The following is a 19,806-nucleotide window of genomic DNA, read 5'->3' as shown; positions in this document are numbered from 1 at the left end:
GTATTTTGGCACTTCACCGAGTCGGCCGGCCGACCGGCTGGCCGTCGCGCGCGCCGGCGAACTCCCTTTCGATCCAGGCCAGGAAGGCGCGCGCGGGAGGGTGGCGTTCGCGGCCGGGAGCGCACAACACGGTATAGCGGTCGCCCGGCACGCGTATTCGCGGTTTGAACGGCTTCAGCAGCCCGGCGCCGACGGCATCCGAGACCATGACCGAGCTCGCCAGCACCAGCCCCTGGCCCGCGATCGCGGCCTGCAAGGCGTAGTGCTCTTCCTCGTAATGCCGCATGGACGGCCGTCCGTCCAGCCAGCGCAGGCCCGCCGCCGCGCACCACTGCCGCCAGCCCTGCTCGTACAGGGTGGAGTCGCGCCATTGCACCGAGATCAGTGTCGGCCTGGCCTTGGCGGCCGCGCGGACGGCCGCCGGCGTGCCATAGACGCCGAAGGACTCGGCCAGCGCCGCTGGTGCCAGCAGGCCCGGCGGCTCGTTCCCGCCGTAGCGGATGGCCACGTCCACGCTGGCGTCCTGCAACAGGTCGACCACGCGCTCGGTGGCGTCCAGCCGCACTTCGCAACCGGGATGTTCCTGGTAGAAGCGGCCCAGCCGGGGCACGAGCCATAGGGCGGCGAAGGAATGCGTGGTGGTGACGGTGACCACGCCCGTGCCGGGCCGCGGCCGCAGGGCGTCCATGGCCTGGCCGATGTCCAGGAGCGCGCCGTGCACGGTTTCCAGTAGCCGTGCCCCCGGCGCGGTCAGCGTCACGCCGCGCGCCTCGCGCTGAAACAGGGCCACCCCCAGGTGGTGCTCCAGCGTCCGGATCTGGTGGGACACCGCGGTGGGCGTGACGTGCAGTTCCTGCGCGGCCAGCTTGAAGCTGCGCAGCCGCGCGGCGGCTTCGAAGGTGCGCAGGGCGTTCAGAGGCAGTCGGGCGAACACTGGATTAGCGGCCTGGAGATGAATTTAATTCATCTTATTGGAAAGAAGCTCATTCGCCAATAACCGCGGCATGCCCCTACATTCTTTCCATCCCCGGCGAGTCCGGGAAACTTCTTTCTACGGGAATGCATGACATGGACTCATCTTCTTCGATACTCATCCTGATCGGCAGCCCCCGCCGGGACGGCAACAGTGCACTGCTGGCCCGCGCGGTCGAGACCGGCGCGCAGGAGGCGGGACTTGCCCCACGCCTGCGTTTCCTGGACGACTACATCAGCGGATTCCTGGGCGACCGTACGCCTGCGTCCGGGCTGCCGGCCGATCGCTACGGCGAACTCTTCCTGGAAGAGTTCCTGCCCGCCGCCGGCGTGGTGTTCTGCACGCCCATCTACTGGTACGGAATGTCGGCGCAGACCAAGGCTTTCTTCGACCGGTCGTTCGCCTATTACTCGGCCGCCTACCCGCATCATGCCGAGGTGATGACGCGCATGCAGGGCAAGCGGCTGGCGCTGACGCTGGCCTCGGAAGAAAGCTATCCCGGAGCGGGATTGGGCATCGTGCACCAGGTGCAGGAATTCGCCCGGTACAGCCATTCGGCCTTCGTCGGGTATGTGCACGGTTCGGGCAATCGCCGGGGCGAAGTCGCGCGCGACCCCCGCGACCCGGTCGGCGCGGCCAGGCGGCTGGGAGCCGAACTGCTGCAGCGGCCCTATACGGACTATCGCATCGATACGCCGCGCAGCCACGACGTGTGGGATGCAGCGGCGTAAGGAAGAAGGGCGGAGCGTTGCCGCTCCGCCGTGCCGTCAGGCGGCGTTGGCCAGCGCGGGTTGCTCGCGCGGCGCGGGGGCGGCGCTGCCGATCTCGATGCGCCGGGGCTTGGCCGCCTCGGGCACTTCCCGGACCAGGTCGATGTTCAACAGGCCGTTCTCGAGATGCGCTCCGCGCACTTCGATATGGTCGGCCAAGCGGAACGACAGCTTGAACGCGCGTTGCGCGATGCCCTGGTGCAGGTAGGTGACGGCCTCTTCGCTTTTTTCACGGCGGCCGCCGGTCACGGTCAGCACGCCGCTCTCGACCTGCAGGTCCAGGTCTTCGTTGCGTAGCCCGGCCGCCGCGATCACGATGCGGTAGTCGTCGTCGCCGCGCTTCTCGACGTTGTAGGGCGGATAGGTGCTGCCCGTGTCGTTGCGCAAGACGGACTCGAAAAGGTCATTGAAGCGGTCGAATCCGACCGATTGGCGGAACAAGGGCGCCAGCGAAAAAGTAGCGTTCATGGCTCGAATCTCCTGATAGTCAGCAAGTTTCACCGGGGACCCGATTGCGGCATCCCCTGAACCCAATCTCTGGACGATCGCGCGCATTTCAAGTCCCTGCCATTCATCTTCCGGACTGTCGTAGTCCCAGGGCCACGGCCAGCGCCAGCACGCCCGCCACGCCGGCGATGCCCGCCGCGGCGGGCCAGCCGTATGACTGGATCAGGCCGCCGACCGCGGCCGGACCCACGACCTGGCCCAGGTTGTTGCCTTGCATCATCAGCCCGACCACCAGCGGCACCCGGGCCGGACTGGGCGCCGCGCGCGGAGCCGTCGCCAGCAGCGTGGCGGGGATCAGTCCGCCGGCGGCCGAGAAAAGCATGCACAGCGCGAAGCTGCCGGCGTCGGGCAGCACGGACAGGAAGACCCCGCTTCCCGCCAGGCCCATGACGACGCTGCCGCAGGCCACCAGCGCCCATCTGGCCACCCCGCGCTCCATCAGGATGCCGGCGCAGAGATTGCCGGCGATGTTGGCCGCCGTGGCCGCGGCGGCCAGGAGCCCGGCGGTCTGTAGCGGCATCCTCATCCGTTCGGTCAGCAGGATGGGCAGGAAATTGAACAGCGCGAAGAACTGCAGGCTGTACAGTCCGAATCCCGCGGCCAGCAGCAAGGGGTCCCGGCCACGCAGCGTCGCCAGCGCGTCGCGGCCCGTGTCGCGCCATCCCCGCCAAGCGCCGCGCGCCGAAGGAGGAAGCAGCAGGACGGAGGCCGCAGCGGCCAACGATAGCGCCGCGCTGCTCCACCACAAGATCCGCCAGGACGAGAACAGGGGACCGAGCAACATCGCCAGCGCGATGCCGGTGGGCATGAAGCAGCTCCACAGCGCGAAGGCCAGATCGCGCTGTGCGGCGGCGACCACGCGTTGCAGCAGCGCCGGCCCGGCGACGACCACCAGCAGGAACCCCAGGCCTTCGAGCAGACGGGAAGCCAGCAGCCAGGCATAGCCGGGCGCGCCCGCGCCCAGTGCCGCGCCCAGCGCGCTGGTGCCCAGGCCGGCAAGAAAGACGTGGCGGTCGCCACGGGCCGCCACCAGCGATCCGGCGGGCATGCCGCCCAGCATGCCGAGCACGGCGATGACGGCCGTGAGCCAGCCGATGGCGGCCAGGTCCAGTCCCATGTCGGCGCGCAGCAGCGGCGCGGCGATCGAGGCCTTGCCGACCTGCAGCGCCAGCACCACGCCGCTGCCGACGATGACCGCGACACTCGCCCAGCTGTTCTTTTCCCGTACCGCGATGTCTTGATGGCTTGCCCGCATCGTGCATTCCTGTTCGTCAGGCTGCCAGCATAGGGTTGGCCGTCGATCGACAAAAGTGACATTATTTAGATGTTTTCTATCCAAATAATCGATCATGATCGACGCCCTGACCCTGGACCAGATGCGTGTGTTCGCCGCCGTGGCGGAAACGGGAAGCTTCCGGGCGGGGGCCGGCCGGCTGCGGCGCGCGCAGTCGGCCGTCAGCCATGCCATCGCCAGGATGGAAGGAGAACTGGGCGTCGCGCTGTTCGATCGCGGCGGACATCGCCCTGTCCTGACTCACGAGGGGCAGGCCCTATTGTCCAACGTACGGGATATTCTGCTGCGCGTGGACGCCATGCGTGCGCGGGCCCGAGGCATGGGCGAAGGTGTCGAACTCGAGCTTGCGCTGGTGGTCGATACGCTGTTCCCCATCGCCTGGGTCGCGCAGGCCCTGAACGTCATGCGGTCCCGCTACCCGGCCGTGGCGGTGCGGCTGGCGGTCGAGCCGCTGGGCGGGCCGCTGTCGGGCCTGCTCGATCGGCGCTATGGCGTGGGCATCACGGTGGGCGAGCACTTTCGCAGTCCGAAGATCGCCATGCAAGCCCTGGCGGCGGTCGAGGTGGTGGCGGTGGCCGGCGCATCCCACCCGCTGGCGGCAATGGCCCTGCCCTTGCAGATGGCGGACCTGGCCGGCCATCTGCAGATCGTGCTGGCCGATCCTTCCTCGTTGACGCCGGGACAGGACTTCGGCGTGCTTTCGCCGCAGACCTGCCGCGTCAACACGCAGGACACCAAGCACCAGCTCATCCTTGCGGGCGTGGGCTGGGGGCGCCTGCCGGCATGGCAGGTGGAGCGGGACCTGGCCGAGGGCCGGCTGGTGCGGTTGGCCGTGTCGGCGCTGGGCCGCGACAGCTCGCTGGCGTCGGAGGCCTATCTGGCGCATCGGGTGGACGCGCCGCCGGGGCCCGCGGCGCGGGCCTTCTGCCAGGCGCTGGCCGCGGCCGCCAAGCGCTAGGCCGGCGGAAACATCGCCTCTTTCAACTGCTGCAACGCGCCGGCGTCCTCGATGGTGGTGAGGTCGCCGGGGTCGCGCCCTTCGGCAATGGCCTGGATGGCCCGCCGCAGCAGCTTGCCCGAGCGTGTCTTGGGCAGCGTGTTCACGAAGAACACCCGCGCCGGGCGGGCCACCGCGCCCAGCCGGCGCTCGACCGTCTGCATGACCTCGCCTTCCAGCCGCATGCGACCTTCGGGTGTCGCGGCACGCTCGACGCTGCGCGCGATGGCGAAGGCCATCGCCACCTGGCCCTTCAGCGCGTCCTGCACGCCCACCACGGCGACCTCGGCGATGTCCGGATGGCTGGAGACGCTTTCCTCGATTTCGCGCGTGCCCAGCCGATGTCCCGCGACGTTGATGACGTCGTCGGTGCGGCCCAGGATGGTGACGTAGCCGTCCTCGTCCTGGATGCCCCAGTCGAAGCTGGAATACAGCAGCTTGCCGGGAAAGCCCGACCAGTAGGTGGAGACGTAGCGTTCGTCATCGCCCCAGACCGTGGTCATGCAGCCCGGCGGCAGCGGCGCCTCCAGCGCCACCACGCCCTTGCGCCCGGGCGGGCACGGCTCGCCCGTCTGTTCGTCCACGATCTTCAGCCGATAGCCGTACACCGGCAGGCCGGGCGAGCCGAACTTGGTGGGCAGATCCTCCACTCCGCGCGGCAGCGCCAGCATGGGCCAGCCGGTCTCGGTCTGCCAGTAGTTGTCGACCACCGGCTTGCCGATGGCCTCGTGTATCCAGCGCGCGGTGGGCTCGTCCAGCGGCTCGCCGGCCAGGAACAAGGTGCGCAGCGTGGAAAGATCATGGCGGCGCAGGGTTTCCGGATCCTGCTTCTTCAGCACCCGTATCGCGGTGGGCGCGCTGAACATGTGGGTGACGCGGTACTGCTCCACCAGCTTCCACCAGATCGCGCCATCGGGGCGCACCGGCGTGCCTTCGTACATCAGCGTCGTCATGCCTGCGATCAGCGGCCCGTAGACGATGTAGCTGTGGCCCACCACCCAGCCGACGTCGGAGGTGGTGAACATCACGTCGCCCGCTTGCGCGCAGAAGATGTGGCGCATCGACGCGGCCAGCGCCACGGCGTAGCCGCCGGTGTCGCGCTGTACGCCCTTGGGCTTGCCCGTGGTGCCGGAGGTGTAGAGGATGTAGGAGGGCTCGTTCGACTCCAGCCAGACGCAGGGAATGCGGGCATGCGCATGCCGCTCGCGCAGCGCCGTGTAGTCGTGGTCCCGCCCTTCCTGCAAGGACATGGGCGCCAGGCCCCGGTCCACCAGCAGCACGCTGGCCGGCGCATGCGAGGCCAGGCGCAGCGCCTCGTCCAGCAGGGGCTTGTAGGGGATCACCTTGCCCGCGCGCGATCCGGCATCGGCCGACACCACCAGCGTCGGCCGGGCATCGTCGATGCGCGTGGCCAGGCTGGCCGAGGCGAAGCCGCCGAACACCACCGAGTGGATGGCGCCGATCCGCACGCAGGCCAGCATCGCGAACGCGGCCTCGGGGATCATGGGCATGTAGATCAGCACCCGGTCGCCGCGCCGCACGCCCAGGGCCTGCATCACCGCGGCCATCCGGTTCACTTCGTCGTGCAACTGCGCGTAGGAGTAGGCGGACTCGGTGCCGGTTTCGGTCGAGACGTGGATCAGCGCGGGCTGGCCGCCGCGTTCGGCCAGGTGCCGGTCGACCGCGTTATGGCAGAGATTGGTCAGTCCGCCGACGAACCAGCGCGAGAAGGGAGGATGCGACAGGTCCAGGGGCTGGGCGGCCGGCGCGTGCCAGTCGACGAGCCGGGCCTGCTCGCTCCAGAATGGCCCGGGTTGGTCCACCGAGCGGGCATGGAAGGCCTGGTAGCTTGCCACGGCAGTCTCCTTCTGGTTATCGGATGATGGTGAACCGGCGTTGGGCAGGGGGGTATCCCGGGTTTACCCCGGACTTAGATAGAGCGTGATTCCTTGATATGATCAAGTAAGGAAGTAAGAATTATTGGTTTGTGGAGTTTCCTATGCTTGCCAAGTTGACATCGAAAAACCAGATCACCTTGCCCAAGGCCGCGGTCTCCAGCGTGGACGAGACGGACTATTTCGACGTAACGGTCGAGAACGGACGCATCGTATTGACCCCGGTCAGGGTCCATCAGGCTCAAGCCGTCCGTGACAAGCTGGAGCAACTGGGCATCACCGAGCAGGATATCGAAGAGGCCCTTGCTTGGGCACGGCGATGACGCGTCGCGTCGTGCTCGACACCAACATCGTGCTGTCGGCGCTGATGTTCACCTCAGGCCGGCTGGCTTGGATGCGTCGGGCCTGGCAGGATGGCAGGCTTGCGCCTCTGGTCTGCCGGGCTACCGCCAATGAATTGCTGCGTGTCCTGGCTTATCCCAAGTTCCGGTTGTCAGCGAGTGACCAGAACGACCTGCTCGCGGATTTTCTTCCGTATGCCGAGGTTGTCACGTTGCCCGCCGTCTGGCCGATCCTGCCCGAATGCCGTGATAAGAAGGACCAGGTCTTCGTCGTGCTCGCCCATATCGCCGGGGCCGAGGCCCTGGTGACTGGCGATGCGGACCTGCTGGCCTTGCGGGCGCAGGCTCCGTTCCCCATATGGACGGCCGACCATCTCGCCGACATCGCCGGTGCCTGATGGCGTCGTAGTTTTTGCCCAGGCGGCTTGCCAGCAATCCGAATTTGTGGTTGACTATCACATCTATCCGCATTTTTCCCCAAGCACGATCGCAACCATGGCCACATCCGCCATCCGCTCCGCCGCCTCCCTGCGCCAAGCCGCGCCGGGTGCCGACGTGCGCGCGATCGTCGCCCTCATCGCCTCCTCGCTACTACTACCGATCGGTTGCCGGGCCTAGCGTCCCCGTGGCAGTTCGGCAGCCCCCTCTCGGCCACTCACACGGTCCATCCGTCCATTCCGAGTCCGCAGTAGCAGGAGCAGTCCATCATGTTGAAGAATCCCGAGGCGAAATACCGCCCCTTTCCCGCCTACGACTTTTCCGAGCGTAGCTGGCCCAACCGCCGCATGACCAAGGCGCCGATCTGGATGAGCACCGATCTGCGCGACGGCAACCAGGCCCTGATCGAGCCCATGAACGGCGAGCGCAAGACGCGCATGTTCGAGAAGCTGGTCGAGATCGGTTTCAAGGAAATCGAGGTCGGCTTTCCCTCGGCCTCGCAGACGGATTTCGACTTCATCCGCGGCCTGATCGACCAGAACCGGGTGCCCGAGGACGTCACCATCGAGGTGCTGACGCAATCGCGCGAAGAACTGATCCGCCGCACCATCGAGTCGGTCGAGGGCGGCCGCCGGGTGATCGTGCACATGTACAACGCCATTGCGCCGGCCTTCCGCCGCATCGTGTTCGGCATGTCGCGCGAAGAAGTCAAGCAGATCGCGCTGGAAGGCACCCGTCTCATCAAGGAGTTGACCGACGCGCGTCCTGACACCGAATGGGTCTACCAGTATTCGCCCGAGGTGTTCAGTTCGTCCGAGCTCGATTTCGCCAAGGAAGTGTGCGATGCGGTGGTCGAGGCCTGGGGCGCGACGCCCAACCGCAAGATCATCCTGAACCTGCCCGCCACGGTCGAGTGCGCGATGCCCAACATCTACGCCGACCAGATCGAGTGGATGCACCGCAACCTGGCCAATCGCGACAGCATCATCCTCAGCGTCCACCCGCACAACGACCGCGGCACCGCGGTCGCGGCGGCCGAGATGGCCGTGCTGGCCGGCGCCGAGCGCATCGAGGGCTGCCTGTTCGGCCACGGCGAACGCACCGGCAACGTCGACCTGGTCACCCTGGCCTTGAACTGCTACAGCCAGGGCATCTCGCCCGGGCTCGACTTCTCCGACATCGACGACGTGCGCCGCTGCGTCGAATACTGCACCCAGTTGCCGGTGCACCCGCGCCATCCCTACGTGGGCGACCTCGTCTTCACCGCGTTCTCGGGTTCGCACCAGGATGCGATCAAGAAGGGGTTCGCGCAGCGCCAGCCGGATGCCGTCTGGGACGTTCCCTACCTGCCCATCGACCCGGCCGACCTGGGCCGCAGCTATGACGCGGTCATTCGCGTGAACAGCCAGTCCGGCAAGGGCGGGGTGTCCTACCTGTTGCAGCAGGAATATGGTTTCGACTTGCCGCGCCGCCTGCAGATCGAGTTCAGCCGCGCCATCCAGCGCGTGACCGACGAAACCGGCAAGGAGGTCGTCGCCGCCGATGTCTACTCCATCTTCAGCAGTGAATACCTGGAGCAGCACGAGCCTTATCGCTTCGTCCGCCATCGCATGGCCAGCATCGACGGCGGCGTGCGGGTCGAGGTGGACGTGCAGGTCGCCGGCGAGGCGCGCACCCTGGTGGGCACCGGCAACGGCCCGATCGACGCCTTCGTGCAGGCGCTGGACATGCCGATGCGGATGATGGACTACCACGAGCACTCGATAGGCGTGGGCGCCGACGCGACCGCCGCCTGCTATGTGGAAGTGCGGGTGGGCGATGCCCCGACCGGCTTCGGCGTGGGCGTGGACAGTGACATCGTCACCGCTTCGTTCAAGGCCGTGCTGAGCGCGGTCAACCGGCATATCCGAGACAGCGGGCAGCCGGCCGCGACGGCGGGGACCAAGCTTGCCGAAGTGAGCGTGTGATCAGGTCAGGCACGGGGCCGGGTGCCCCTTGCCCAAGCCGCTACAGTTGCTTGAAGCGGGTGGAGACGCGCCAGGGGACCTCGACCGCGGCGCGTTCTACCGTGTTGGCCTGATCGACGATTCGGGGCCACCATAGGACCAGCTGCGACAGCTTGTCCCAGTACTTCCGGCTGGACCAGCTCGATTGCAGTACGAAGACCGAGAGGCCGTACTGGCGAATGACCTGCCGCTCCGCGCCATTCTTTTTCCGGAAGGCATCCACGGACAGGATGGCCCAATCCCGCTCCTCACCGAGAGTCCGCAGCCAAACGATGTCGTCTGTGTTCTTGGGAAAGCGGCTGCGCAGGTGGCAGACTTCACCGATGCGGCCGGCCAGGACTCCCTGGCTCGCTTCGGCAAGCGCGGGAGCCCACTGTGGCGGGAGATTGTTGTCCAGGAGGAAGTTCAATGGACTCGTTGCCTCAGGCTTTCCTCAAACCTGACGGCAGATCTGACAAGACGCGGTTGAATGTCGTAGATCGCAGCCGTTGCCTTGATCGCTTCTTCGTTTCCGCCTTCGGCCATGTATGACGCGTGCAGGATGTCGGTTGGCGTACCTGCCGCTTCCACGATGGGGCTTCCGAACTGGCGGGAAGGGTCCAGGACAATGCCTTCCCGCTTAAGCAATGGATACCACCTGGACGCCTGGTCCTGGTGATACTCGATACCAGCGTACAGCGACGGGCTGATGATTTCCCGGAATACATGCTGTCTGTTCCGCAGATCCACCAACGCTTCGTCCATTCCAGCTTGCCGAATCGCTTCGCCAAATATCGTTCGGCCATCCGTTTTGAATTTCAGCGTGGTGAATGGATATTTGACGCCCCAGATCTGCTGGGCGGACTCCAGGCATTTGCGAACGACGAGCAGCGGTACGCCGTACTGGACGAATGCGTGGACGAAGCGAACTTCCAGCAAGTCGTGAAAGCCGATGACCTTTTCGTCGAATTCTTGCGTGGATAGCGCCGGTGTCCACAGCGGGGGAGACCAGGAGCGCGAGCGCGTGTCGCCCTGGCTTTTCTGGTAGTGGTACCCGAAAAGCCACCGATTCAATTGCCGCGAAGGGACGTCAATCAAACGAGCCGCTTCGCTCAGGCTGTACATACCGGTTCCTGCGTACATGGTCAGCTTTGGAGGAGAGCGACGAGGCCAGTTTAGCACCGGGGTCGTGCGGATCCAGCGTCGTCCTAGGCTCGTCTGGTCCTAGTCAAAACCCCGACCCGGGCTGTTTCAGGAACTCCAGTTCCTGCCCCGTGCTGGCCCGCCCCAGGATGGCGTTGCGGTGGGGAAAGCGGCCGAAGCGCTCCACGATGTCGCGGTGGCGGATGGCGAAGTCCAGCGAGTTCTGGGAGGCGGGATGTTCCTGTGCCAGCGTCGTGTACAGGGCCACGCATCGTTCCTGGATGCCGGGGTTCTCGCTGTGCATCAGCGGCAGGTAGACGAATTCCCGTTGCACCGGCGGCAGTTGCAGGTAGCGGCCCGAGTCGATCAGTTCCAGCGCGTCGGCCAGCGCCTGCGGGTCGCCGGCGAAGGCGCGCGGCGTGCCGCGCCAGACGTTGCGGGGAAACTGGTCCAGCAGCACGATGCGCGCGAGCGCCCCGCCCAGTTCGCGCTTCCACTCGCGCAAACCTCCGGCCACCGCCTGCTCGATCCGCGGCAGGAAGCGCCGTTCGATCTCGGCATCGAAGTCGGGGTTTTTCTGGAACCAGACGTGGCGCGGCTTCAGGTAGCCGGGATCGTCGGGAGGCAGGAACCAGAAGTCCAGGACGTCCTGCCAGGGTGGTCGGGTCATGCGGCGGCTCCTCAGCTTTCCCAGGTCACGTTGACGTCCTGCGCCTGCGCCTTGCGCAGCATGTCCAGCAGCGGGAAGGCGCGCTGTCTCAGGCCGACGTGGCTGGCGGCCTTTTCTTTTTCCTCGGGGTTGTCCTCGTCGTAGCGAGGCTCCTTCTCGACGCCTATCGCGGCCTCGATGCGGCGGATGGCCTCGGGCAATTGTTCGGGCGTGAAGACGCCGCGCGTGCCCGCGGCGATCTCGGGCATCTTGCCGGCCAGTTCCAGCAGCGGTCTGGCGTGCTCGCCCAGCATGATGACTTCGCCGGCGGCCTTGGATCTGAAGGTGACGATCATGGCGTTGCTTTTCCCGTGTCGTTGACCGGTATCCATTATGGCGGAAGTCCGCGCGGGCAACCCGATGGCCGCCACCTCTCTCCATCCGACCGGAGCCATTCGGTATCCATAAGCATCATATGTCACCTCCGATGACAGAGCGGCATCAGTAGAGAACGCCGGGGTCCGTGGCTTTTCCCCTCTCCGGCCCGCGGCTGTTAACATTCCGCTCTTGGTTTTTCATTCAGCGCGATCATTCCAGCCATGCTCCCCGAGCAACAGGAACAACTTCTGGGCCTCCTGGGCGCCGCCGTCAAGGCCGTCGCCCCCGAAGCCACGCCCACCTTGCTGCTCGAGCGGCCCAAGGTGGCCTCTCACGGCGACGCCGCCACCAACGTGGCGATGCAGATCGCCAAGCCCCTCAAGCGCAATCCCCGCGAGCTGGCGCAGGCCATCGTCGATGCGCTGCTGGCGCTGCCGGGCGCGGACGCGCTCGTCCAGAGTGCCGAGATCGCCGGCCCCGGTTTCATCAACCTGCGCATCGCGCCCGCCGCCAAGCAGGCGGTGATCGACGCCATCCGCGTGCGTGGCGCCGAGTTCGGCCGCGCGCCGGCCAACGGCCGCAAGGTGATGGTCGAATTCGTGTCGGCCAACCCCACCGGGCCGCTGCACGTCGGCCATGCCCGCCAGGCCGCGCTGGGCGATGCTATTTGCCGGCTGTTCGACGCCAGCGGCTGGAACGTCACGCGCGAGTTCTATTACAACGACGCCGGCAACCAGATCCAGAACCTGGCCATCAGCGTCCAGGCGCGCGCGCGCGGCTTCGGCCCCGAGCATCCGGATTTCCCGGCCGACGGCTATCGCGGTGAATACATCTCGGAAATCGCGACGGACTTCCTGGCTCGCAAGACGGTGCAGGCGGCCGATGCCGAGCCGGTCACCGCCTCGGGCGATCCCGAGAACCTCGACGATATCCGCAAGTTCGCCGTGGCCTACCTGCGCCGCGAGCAGGACCTGGACCTGCAGGCCTTCGACCTGAAGTTCGACAACTATTACCTGGAAAGCTCCCTGTACACGTCGGGCCGGGTCGAGCAGACCGTGCAGCGCCTGATCGCCAGCGGCCATACCTACGAGCAGGACGGCGCGCTGTGGCTGCGCACGACCGAACTGGGCGAAGGCGACGACAAGGACCGCGTCATGCGCAAGTCCGAGGGCGGCTATACGTACTTCGTGCCGGACGTGGCCTATCACGTCACCAAGTGGGAGCGCGGCTACACCAAGGCCATCAACATCCAGGGCTCGGACCATCACGGCACCGTGGCGCGCGTGCGCTCGGGCCTGCAGGCGCTGGACGTCGGTATCCCCAAGGGCTATCCCGACTACGTGCTGCACAAGATGGTCAAGGTCATGCGCGGCGGCGAAGAGGTCAAGATCTCCAAGCGCGCCGGCAGCTACGTGACCATGCGCGACCTGATCGACTGGGTGGGCCGCGATGCGGTGCGGTATTTCCTGATCCAGCGCCGCGCCGATACCGAGTTCGTGTTCGACGTCGATCTCGCCCTCAAGCAGACCGACGAGAATCCCGTCTACTACATCCAGTACGCCCACGCGCGCATCTGTTCCGTGCTGGCGCAATGGGGTGGCGACGAGGCCGATCTGGCGCGCGCCGACACGTCGTTGCTGACGGCTGAACGGGAGTTCCTGCTGCTGCAGCGGCTGGCCGAGTTTCCGTCCATGGTGGGGCTCGCGGCCAACGATCTGTCGCCGCATCATGTCGCTTTCTGGCTCAAGGACTGCGCCGCCGATTTCCACGCCTACTACAATGCCGAGCGCGTGCTGGTGGACGACGAGGCGCTGAAGGTGGCGCGCCTGGCGCTGCTGGCGGCGACCCGGCAGGTGCTGGCCAACGGACTGGCGTTGCTGGGCGTTTCCGCTCCGCAACGGATGTAACGATTCATGGCCTCCACAGCGAAGACGAAGTCCGCCCGCGGCGGCAAACCGGCCGGCACGGCCCAGCGCCAGGCCGCGCCCAAGCGCGCGGTGGGCGGCACCATGTTCGGCCTGATGGCCGGATTGCTGGTCGGCCTGCTGGTGGCCGTGCTGGTGGCGTTCTACATCACCAAGGCGCCGGTGCCCTTCGTCAGCAAGGGAACCCGGCCGCCGGCCTCGCCCGCGCAGCCGCCCGATCCGGCCAACGCTCCCGATCCGAACCGCAGCCTTTACGGCAAGGATGGTCCCGCCGGCGCGCCGTCGGCCTCGGGCCCCTCGGCCACGCAGCCGGCGCCCGCGCCGGTGCCGCAGGCCACCCGCGATCCGCTGGGCGATTTCCTGGCCAGCCAGAACGTCGACAAGAGCAAGAAGGGCGCGCAACCTTCCGCGCCGCAGGCGGCCGCGCCTTCCCAGCCACCCGCCCCGGCGGCGGGGGCGTCGGGCACCTATTTCCTCCAGGTCGGTGCCTATCGCGTGATCGAGGACGCCGAGGCGCTCAAGGCCAAGCTGGCTTTCATGGGGTTCGAGGCGCGCCTGGAGACGGCCGACGTGGCCGCCGGCACGGTGCACCGCGTACGCGTGGGGCCGTTCACCCGGCTCGACGACATGAACCGCACGCGCGCGCGCCTGGCCGAGAACGGCATCGAGGCCGCCGTCGTGAAGAAATGACCCCGGTGGAACTTCGCGCGGCCTGCCGCGGTCCGAGTTTCCACCGCGTCCGGCCGGCCTGCCGCCCGGGCCACGTTACCAAAGGAATTCTATGATCGGTCGCTACGCTTTCCGCCACATGTTCGCCGGCCTGGCCCTGGCCGCCGGTTTCGTCGCCGCCCTGCCGGGCACCGCCCAGGCGCAGCAGCCTCGCGAAGGCACGGAATACATCCGCCTGCAGCAGCCCCAGGCCACCGATTCGCCGGGCAAGGTCGAGGTCACCGAGTTCTTCTGGTATAGCTGCCCGCACTGCAACGCGCTGGAGCCCAGCCTGGAAGCCTGGATCAAGAAGCTGCCGCCCGACGTCGTGGTACGCCGCGTGCCGGTGCGCTTCAATGCCGGCATGGAGCCGCAGCAGCGCCTGTACTACACCCTGGAAGCCCTGGGCAAGGTCGACCAGTTGCATCGCATGGTCTTCACCGCCATCCATGAACAGCGCCAGCCGCTGAACACGGCCAACCGCATCTTCGACTGGGCCGAGAAGCAGGGCCTGGACCGTGCCCAGTTCACGGCCGCCTACAACTCCTTCGGCGTCCAGAGCAAGGTGCAGCGCGCCACCAAGCTGGCCGAGGCCTACAAGATCGACGGCGTGCCCACCCTGGCCATCAACGGCCGCTACCTGACCTCGCCGTCGCTGACCGGCAGCAATCTCGGCGCGCTCCAGGTCGCGGACTTCCTGATCGGTAGGGAAAGGACCCCCCCTACGCGCTGACGCGCGCCCCCCAGGGGGCGGCACTGGCGGACCGGCGGAGCCGGATCCGCTGTGCCCTGGGTCTGGATCGTGGATACGAGAACGGCCTTGCATTTAACCGTGCAAGGCCGTTTTTGGTTTTCTGGAGAAAGTCAGGATTGGGGAGAGGGGCCGAAGTGAACTTGGCCTAGGGCGTGACTCGGGTCGATCGCATGCTGGATCTTGCCGGACAGCGCCTGCGCCTCGGGCGAGGCATAGCGGTGGTAGAAGCGTTCGTTGTAGGGGCCGACGCCGTGTTCGGCGCTGAAGCTGCCGCCGAACTGGCGGACGACCAGGTCGTAGATCGCCAGCCGGAGTTTTTCGACGGTGTCCGTGTCGTAGGCGGGCGTGGCGTCATGGGGCCAGACGATGTTGAAGTGGGTGCCGCCGTCGGCCCAGTGGCCGAAGTCGAACAGGCGCAGCCAGGGGAAGTCGGCTTCCAGCATCCGCCGCGCGGTGGTCTGGAAGTCGACCATGGAGGAACGCGGCACGGCGATGTCGAAGGCGATCAGCTTGCCCTGGTGACGGATGGATTCGCTGATGGAGTGGCGGATCTTCCAGAGGTCGGGGCCGCCATCCAGCACGGCGTTGGCCACGAGTACGTCGAATTGCCGTTCCAGGAAGTCGTTCAGCGCCGATTGCAGGTCCACGCCCAGCACTTCGCGCGACGAGGTGGCGGCCAGTTCCACCAGCAGGCAGTAGTCCGGGATGGGTTCGGGCGCGAAGGGGTTGGCGACGCCGGGCACGTGGTCGATGACCGACTGCACGGTGGAGCTGGACATGCCTTCGTAGGCGGTCAGGAAATCGCCGAACTCGCTTTCCAGCGCGATCAGCAGTTCCAGCACGGCTTCCTGGCTGGTGGGCACGATCAGCGCGGTGGCGGTCTGGCGCGGCAGGGGATGGACCTGCACGACGGCGCGGGTGATGATGCCGCCCGCGCCGCTCACGCCGACGAAGAACTGCTTGAGGTCGTAGCCGGTATTGTTCTTGCGCAGTCCGCTCATCAGGTCGAGCACCTGCCCGGGCGGATCGGCCAGCACCACTTCGATGCCCAGCAGGTTGTGGCGCACGTCGCCGTAGCGGATCAGCCGCGAGCCGCCGGTGTTGGTGGCGATCATGCCGCCCAGCGAGGGGTTGGCGCCCAGGTCGATGGGAAAGCACAGGCCATGTTCGGCCAGCTTGTCGTTCAGTTCCTGCAGCGTGACGCCGGCGCCCACGGTGGCGGTGCGGTTGGCGCGGTCGATCACGATCTCGCCGCGCAGCCGCTCCAGGCTCAGCACGACCTGGGTGCCGCTGGCGTCAGGCGTGCTGGCGGCCACCAGGCCGGTGTTGGCGCCCTGCGCGATCAGCGGCGTGCCGGTGTCCACGCAGTAGCGCACCACCGCCGCCACCTCGGTGGCCGAACCCGGCCGCACCACCAGGGCGGCCTTGCCGTCGCCGTAGCGGGCGCCGGTTTCGTAGCGGGCCTTGTCCGCGGGGTCGGCATAGACATTCGCCTGGCCGACCAGTCCGGCCAGCGCGGCTTGCACATCGGAAACGGGAAGTGACGTCATCTTGCTCTCTGTTGCCGCGGACGCGGTTCTTTTCGCAGTATCGCAGATTCGTCCACGGCTGGCCGGAGCTGTCCCGCCGCGACAATGGAGCGGCGCGATGACGGTTTCTTAATGATTTTTGGTAAGAACTACATGATTAAAGGAGATAATGATGACGTTACGAGAGGGGAGCATGAACGTCTTCATCACCGGCGCGAGCAGCGGCATCGGGCAGGCGCTGGCACGCCGCTATGCGGCCCTGGGCGCCACGCTGGGCCTGGTGGGCCGGCGGCAGGAGGCCTTGCAGGCGCTGGCCGCGTCGCTGCCGGGCAAGCACCGCTGCTATGCGCTGGACGTGCGTGACCGCGATGCCCTGCATGCGGCGGCCCGGGATTTCCAGGCCTTGGGCGATACCGGCCTGGTGATCGCCAATGCCGGTATCAGCACCGGCACGTTGACCGAGGAAATGGGGGATTTCGACGCTTTCCGCGCCGTGATCGACACCAACCTGATCGCCATGGTGGCGACGTTCGAGCCCTTCATTCCCGCCATGAAGCAGGCCGGCCGGGGCCACCTGGCGGGCATCGCCAGCGTGGCCGGCATACGCGGGCTGCCCGGCGCGGGAGCGTACAGCGCTTCCAAGGCGGCGGTCATCGCCTACTGCGAAAGCCTGCGCAACGAATTGTCGCCGCAGGGCATACGGGTCACGACCATCGCGCCGGGCTACATCCGCACGCCCATGACCGCGCGCAACCCCTATTCGATGCCGTTCCTGATGGATGCCGACGTGTTCGCCGCGAAAGCCTCCCGTGCCCTGGACCGCGGCGTCCGCTACACCGTCATTCCCTGGCAGATGGGCATCGTCGCCAAGCTGATGCGCCTCCTGCCCGATGCCGTCTACGACCATTTCGCCGTGCGCGCGCCGCGCAAGCCGCGCCACCTCTGACCCGCCGATCCCGATCCGGCGCATTTCCATGTCCGCTCTGCTCGCCCGCTATCTTCCCTTCCTGAACTGGCCTCGGCCCAACGCCGCCGACCTGGCCGCCGATGCTCGGGCCGGTTTCACGCTCGGCCTGATCCTGGTGCCGCAGGCCGTGGCCTACGCCATGCTGGCCGGCATGCCGCCCATCACCGGCCTGTACGCGGCGCTGATCCCGCCGGTGATCAGCGTACTGTGGGGATCGTGCCAATTGCTGGGCGCGGGACCCGTCGCGCTGACCAGCATGCTGGTGGCGGGATCGCTGTCGGGCATGGCCGCGGCCGAGTCGGCGCGCTGGGTCGAACTGGCCATCTGGCTGGCGCTGATGGCCGGCGCGATACAGATGCTGATCGGCGCGACCCGGCTGGGCATGGTGGTGAATTTCCTGCCGGGGTCCGTCGTGGGCGCGTTCACCCAGGCCGCCGCGCTGCTGATCATGCTGTCGCAACTGCCCGCCATGCTGGGGCTGGACTGGAGCCAGGCGCGGGGCGCGCTGGCCGCGGCCGATCCGCGCGGCCTGCTGGGCAGCATGGACTGGACCGCGTTCGCCTTTGGCGTGGGTACGCTGGTCTTCCTGTCCGCGCTGAAGAAGCACAGCAAGCGCCTGCCCATCGTGCTGGCTGCCGCGCTGGTGACGGGCCTGGCCAGTTGGGCCATCGGCTACGGCGCGCGGGGCGGCGCCGTGGTCGGGACGCTGCCGGCGGGCCTGCCGCAGTTCACCGTGCCCAAGCTGCTGGACTGGGAGGACTACCGCAGCCTGCTGCCTGCGGCGGCGGTGATCGCGCTGGTCAGCTTCGTCGAAGCGCTCTCCAGTGCCAAGACCATCTCGCGCAGCACGCGCCGGCGCTGGGACGAGGACCAGGAGTTCATCGGCCAGGGGCTGGCCAAGATCGCCAGCGGCCTGAGCGGCGCCTTTCCGGTCAGCGCCTCGTTCTCGCGCTCGGCGCTGAACCTGTTCGTGGGTGCGCGTTCGGGCTGGTCCGCGCTGTTCGCCTTCGTCTGCGTGCTGGCGAGCCTGCTGTTCCTGACCCCGGCCATCGCCCACCTGCCGCGGGCCTTCCTGGCGGCCGTCATCATCGTGCCGGTCTCCAACCTGATCACCCCGCGCTTCTTTGTCCGGCTATGGGCCACGTCGCGCGCCGAGGCCGTCATCGCCGCGTCCACGGCCGTGGCCACCCTGATCGCCGCGCCGCAGTTGCAATGGGGCATCCTGGCGGGCTTCATCCTGTCCCTGGGCTATTTCCTGTACCAGCGTTCGCACCCCCGCATCGTCGAGGTCGCGGTCCATGCCGACGGTACCCTGCGGGACCGCCAGCGCTTCGGCCTGCCGCCGCTGGCGCCGGACCTGCTGGCGGTGCGCATGGACGCGGGGCTGAGCTTCGTCACGGCCAACCCGCTGGAGCATTTCGTGATCGAGCGCTGCCGGGCCGATCCCGGCATCAAACGGGTGCTGATCTACGCGGGGCCGATCAACAGCATCGACGTGACCGGGGTCGACACGCTCATCTACCTGATCGGTACGCTGCGCGACCAGGGCGTGGACCTGTACCTGGCGGGCGTGAAGAAGCAGGTGGAAGACGTGTTCGACACCTCCGGCGTCACGGCCATGCTGCCGCCCCATCACGTGTTCCGCACCGAGCGCGAGGCCATCGCCGAATTGACCGCGCATCCGGTCAGGCCTTGAGCAGTTCCTCCAGCATCCAGGCACCGACGGGGCCCAGCGGCCGCTGGTTGGACCAGACCACGTCCACGGGCAGCAGGCGTTCCTGGCCGGGCACCTGCAATTCCACCAGCCTGCCGGCGGCGAAATGGGTCACCAGCCAGCGCGGCATCCTGGCCCAGCCGAAGTTCATCACCGCCATCTCCAGCAGCATCAGGTAATAGGGGGCCGACCAGGTGCGGCCTCGCGCGATGCGGCGGCCGTCGTCCTCGTAGGGCGCGATGCGCAGCTCCCGAGCCGCGCGCAGGTCGGCCTCGGTGACCGCGCCCAGCCTGGCCAGCGGATGGTCCTTGCCGGTGACCACCACCATCTCCGACAAGTCGGGTAGCGTGCGGTGCTCCACGTCGGGCGGATATTGCTCCTGCGCGCGCACCAGCCCCAGGTTGGCGCGGCCGCGCTGCACGGTGGCCACCGTGTCCCAGTCCTCGGACATCATGCATTCGAACTCGATGTCGGGATACGTGCGATCGAGCGCGGCCAGGATGGCTTCGAAGCGCTCGGACTGGTAGGTATCGGACAGCGCCAGGGTCAGCCGCGACTCGTGCCCCTGGGCATAACGGCCGGCGGCGCGGCCCAGTTGCTCGGCGCTGGCCAGGACCTGGGCCGCCTCCACCAGCAGCGCCCGGCCCGCCGGTGTCAGCGTGGGCTGGCGGGTGGAGCGGTCGAACAACTGCACGCCCAGGTCGATTTCCAGGTTGGCGATGCTTTCGCTGATGCTCGATTGCCGCTTGCCCAGCTTGCGCGCGGCGGCCGAGAACGAACCCAGCGCGGCTGCCTGGGTGAAGGCCGCCAGCGCTTCCAGGGAATAGGCCATGGCTGGC

General features: G+C 67.4%; 21 protein-coding genes. 11 read left to right on the top strand and 10 right to left on the bottom strand.

The window, feature by feature from the left end:
- Positions 1 to 13: 13 nt before the first annotated feature.
- Positions 14 to 934: a LysR substrate-binding domain-containing protein gene (locus tag CDO46_RS12830; protein ID WP_087838860.1), complete on the bottom strand. Its 921-nt coding sequence runs from the start codon at positions 932 to 934 to the stop codon at positions 14 to 16.
- A 134-nt stretch (positions 935 to 1,068) separates the two neighbouring features.
- Here CDO46_RS12830 and CDO46_RS12825 point away from each other — a divergent pair, with 134 nt between their 5' ends.
- Positions 1,069 to 1,704, top strand: coding sequence for a flavodoxin family protein (locus CDO46_RS12825; RefSeq protein WP_087839099.1), 636 nt, complete (start codon positions 1,069 to 1,071; stop codon positions 1,702 to 1,704).
- A gap of 36 nt (positions 1,705 to 1,740) precedes the next feature.
- Here the strand turns inward: CDO46_RS12825 and CDO46_RS12820 are convergent, their stop codons facing one another.
- The gene (locus CDO46_RS12820; protein WP_087838859.1) at positions 1,741 to 2,211 is read right to left on the bottom strand and encodes an Hsp20 family protein; all 471 of its coding nucleotides are present in this window, start codon (positions 2,209 to 2,211) and stop codon (positions 1,741 to 1,743) included.
- A 103-nt stretch (positions 2,212 to 2,314) separates the two neighbouring features.
- Entirely contained in the window at positions 2,315 to 3,505 is a 1,191-nt protein-coding gene (locus CDO46_RS12815; protein ID WP_087838858.1) for an MFS transporter, read from the bottom strand.
- 94 nt (positions 3,506 to 3,599) lie between these two features.
- On the opposite strand from CDO46_RS12815, the gene CDO46_RS12810 reads away from it, so the two are divergent.
- Positions 3,600 to 4,502 carry a LysR family transcriptional regulator gene (locus CDO46_RS12810; RefSeq protein ID WP_087838857.1) on the top strand — a complete coding sequence of 301 codons (903 nt, stop codon included), beginning with the start codon at positions 3,600 to 3,602 and terminating at the stop codon, positions 4,500 to 4,502.
- Here the strand turns inward: CDO46_RS12810 and prpE are convergent.
- On the bottom strand, positions 4,499 to 6,445 hold the full coding sequence (gene prpE, locus CDO46_RS12805; RefSeq protein ID WP_087838856.1) for a propionate--CoA ligase: 1,947 nt from the start codon (positions 6,443 to 6,445) through the stop codon (positions 4,499 to 4,501). The genes CDO46_RS12810 and prpE overlap by 4 nt on opposite strands.
- 95 nt (positions 6,446 to 6,540) lie before the next feature.
- Here prpE and CDO46_RS12800 point away from each other — a divergent pair, with 95 nt between their 5' ends.
- From CDO46_RS12800 to leuA, 4 genes are all read left to right on the top strand, one after another.
- Complete coding sequence (locus CDO46_RS12800) at positions 6,541 to 6,759, top strand: AbrB/MazE/SpoVT family DNA-binding domain-containing protein (protein WP_087838855.1); 219 nt, start codon at positions 6,541 to 6,543, stop codon at positions 6,757 to 6,759.
- Positions 6,756 to 7,175: a putative toxin-antitoxin system toxin component, PIN family gene (locus CDO46_RS12795; protein WP_087838854.1), complete on the top strand. Its 420-nt coding sequence runs from the start codon at positions 6,756 to 6,758 to the stop codon at positions 7,173 to 7,175. Before CDO46_RS12800 ends, CDO46_RS12795 begins: the two co-directional genes overlap by 4 nt.
- Positions 7,168 to 7,395: a hypothetical protein gene (locus CDO46_RS28030; RefSeq protein ID WP_132979709.1), complete on the top strand. Its 228-nt coding sequence runs from the start codon at positions 7,168 to 7,170 to the stop codon at positions 7,393 to 7,395. The genes CDO46_RS12795 and CDO46_RS28030 overlap by 8 nt, the downstream gene beginning before the upstream one ends.
- 86 nt (positions 7,396 to 7,481) lie before the next feature.
- Positions 7,482 to 9,182 carry a 2-isopropylmalate synthase gene (gene leuA / locus CDO46_RS12790; protein ID WP_087838853.1) on the top strand — a complete coding sequence of 567 codons (1,701 nt, stop codon included), beginning with the start codon at positions 7,482 to 7,484 and terminating at the stop codon, positions 9,180 to 9,182.
- Between the two features lie 40 nt (positions 9,183 to 9,222).
- Here the strand turns inward: leuA and CDO46_RS12785 are convergent, their stop codons facing one another.
- The 4 genes from CDO46_RS12785 to CDO46_RS12770 form a co-directional block, all read right to left on the bottom strand.
- A complete protein-coding gene (locus CDO46_RS12785; protein ID WP_087838852.1) occupies positions 9,223 to 9,630 on the bottom strand; it encodes a hypothetical protein in 408 nt (135 codons plus the stop codon).
- The gene (locus CDO46_RS12780) at positions 9,627 to 10,325 is read right to left on the bottom strand and encodes a DUF433 domain-containing protein (protein ID WP_243724505.1); all 699 of its coding nucleotides are present in this window, start codon (positions 10,323 to 10,325) and stop codon (positions 9,627 to 9,629) included. The genes CDO46_RS12785 and CDO46_RS12780 overlap by 4 nt, the downstream gene beginning before the upstream one ends.
- A gap of 103 nt (positions 10,326 to 10,428) precedes the next feature.
- Positions 10,429 to 11,013: a DUF924 family protein gene (locus CDO46_RS12775; RefSeq protein WP_087838850.1), complete on the bottom strand. Its 585-nt coding sequence runs from the start codon at positions 11,011 to 11,013 to the stop codon at positions 10,429 to 10,431.
- A gap of 11 nt (positions 11,014 to 11,024) precedes the next feature.
- Positions 11,025 to 11,348, bottom strand: coding sequence for a DUF1840 domain-containing protein (locus CDO46_RS12770; protein WP_087838849.1), 324 nt, complete (start codon positions 11,346 to 11,348; stop codon positions 11,025 to 11,027).
- 243 nt (positions 11,349 to 11,591) lie between these two features.
- On the opposite strand from CDO46_RS12770, the gene argS reads away from it, so the two are divergent.
- The 3 genes from argS (at position 11,592) to CDO46_RS12755 (ending at position 14,736) form a co-directional block, all read left to right on the top strand.
- Positions 11,592 to 13,277: an arginine--tRNA ligase gene (gene argS, locus CDO46_RS12765; RefSeq protein WP_087838848.1), complete on the top strand. Its 1,686-nt coding sequence runs from the start codon at positions 11,592 to 11,594 to the stop codon at positions 13,275 to 13,277.
- Positions 13,278 to 13,379: 102 nt separating this feature from the next.
- The gene (locus CDO46_RS12760) at positions 13,380 to 13,985 is read left to right on the top strand and encodes an SPOR domain-containing protein (protein ID WP_243724519.1); all 606 of its coding nucleotides are present in this window, start codon (positions 13,380 to 13,382) and stop codon (positions 13,983 to 13,985) included.
- A gap of 91 nt (positions 13,986 to 14,076) precedes the next feature.
- Positions 14,077 to 14,736 carry a thiol:disulfide interchange protein DsbA/DsbL gene (locus CDO46_RS12755; RefSeq protein WP_254914597.1) on the top strand — a complete coding sequence of 220 codons (660 nt, stop codon included), beginning with the start codon at positions 14,077 to 14,079 and terminating at the stop codon, positions 14,734 to 14,736.
- A gap of 131 nt (positions 14,737 to 14,867) precedes the next feature.
- Here CDO46_RS12755 and CDO46_RS12750 read toward each other — a convergent pair whose 3' ends face one another.
- The gene (locus CDO46_RS12750; RefSeq protein WP_087838846.1) at positions 14,868 to 16,307 is read right to left on the bottom strand and encodes an FAD-binding oxidoreductase; all 1,440 of its coding nucleotides are present in this window, start codon (positions 16,305 to 16,307) and stop codon (positions 14,868 to 14,870) included.
- A gap of 172 nt (positions 16,308 to 16,479) precedes the next feature.
- Here CDO46_RS12750 and CDO46_RS12745 point away from each other — a divergent pair, with 172 nt between their 5' ends.
- Positions 16,480 to 17,232 carry an SDR family oxidoreductase gene (locus tag CDO46_RS12745; RefSeq protein ID WP_087838845.1) on the top strand — a complete coding sequence of 251 codons (753 nt, stop codon included), beginning with the start codon at positions 16,480 to 16,482 and terminating at the stop codon, positions 17,230 to 17,232.
- Between the two features lie 28 nt (positions 17,233 to 17,260).
- Complete coding sequence (locus CDO46_RS12740) at positions 17,261 to 18,949, top strand: SulP family inorganic anion transporter (protein WP_087838844.1); 1,689 nt, start codon at positions 17,261 to 17,263, stop codon at positions 18,947 to 18,949.
- Here CDO46_RS12740 and CDO46_RS12735 read toward each other — a convergent pair.
- A complete protein-coding gene (locus CDO46_RS12735) occupies positions 18,939 to 19,799 on the bottom strand; it encodes a LysR family transcriptional regulator (RefSeq protein WP_087838843.1) in 861 nt (286 codons plus the stop codon). The two genes, CDO46_RS12740 and CDO46_RS12735, sit on opposite strands and share 11 nt — an antisense overlap.
- Positions 19,800 to 19,806 lie beyond the last annotated feature (7 nt).

The organism is Pigmentiphaga sp. NML030171, assembly GCF_002188635.1.
In the GTDB taxonomy this organism is placed as follows: domain Bacteria; phylum Pseudomonadota; class Gammaproteobacteria; order Burkholderiales; family Burkholderiaceae_B; genus Pigmentiphaga; species Pigmentiphaga daeguensis.
The sequence above is the reverse complement of the archived record's forward strand: the minus strand, read 5'-3'. Positions and strand labels throughout refer to the sequence as shown.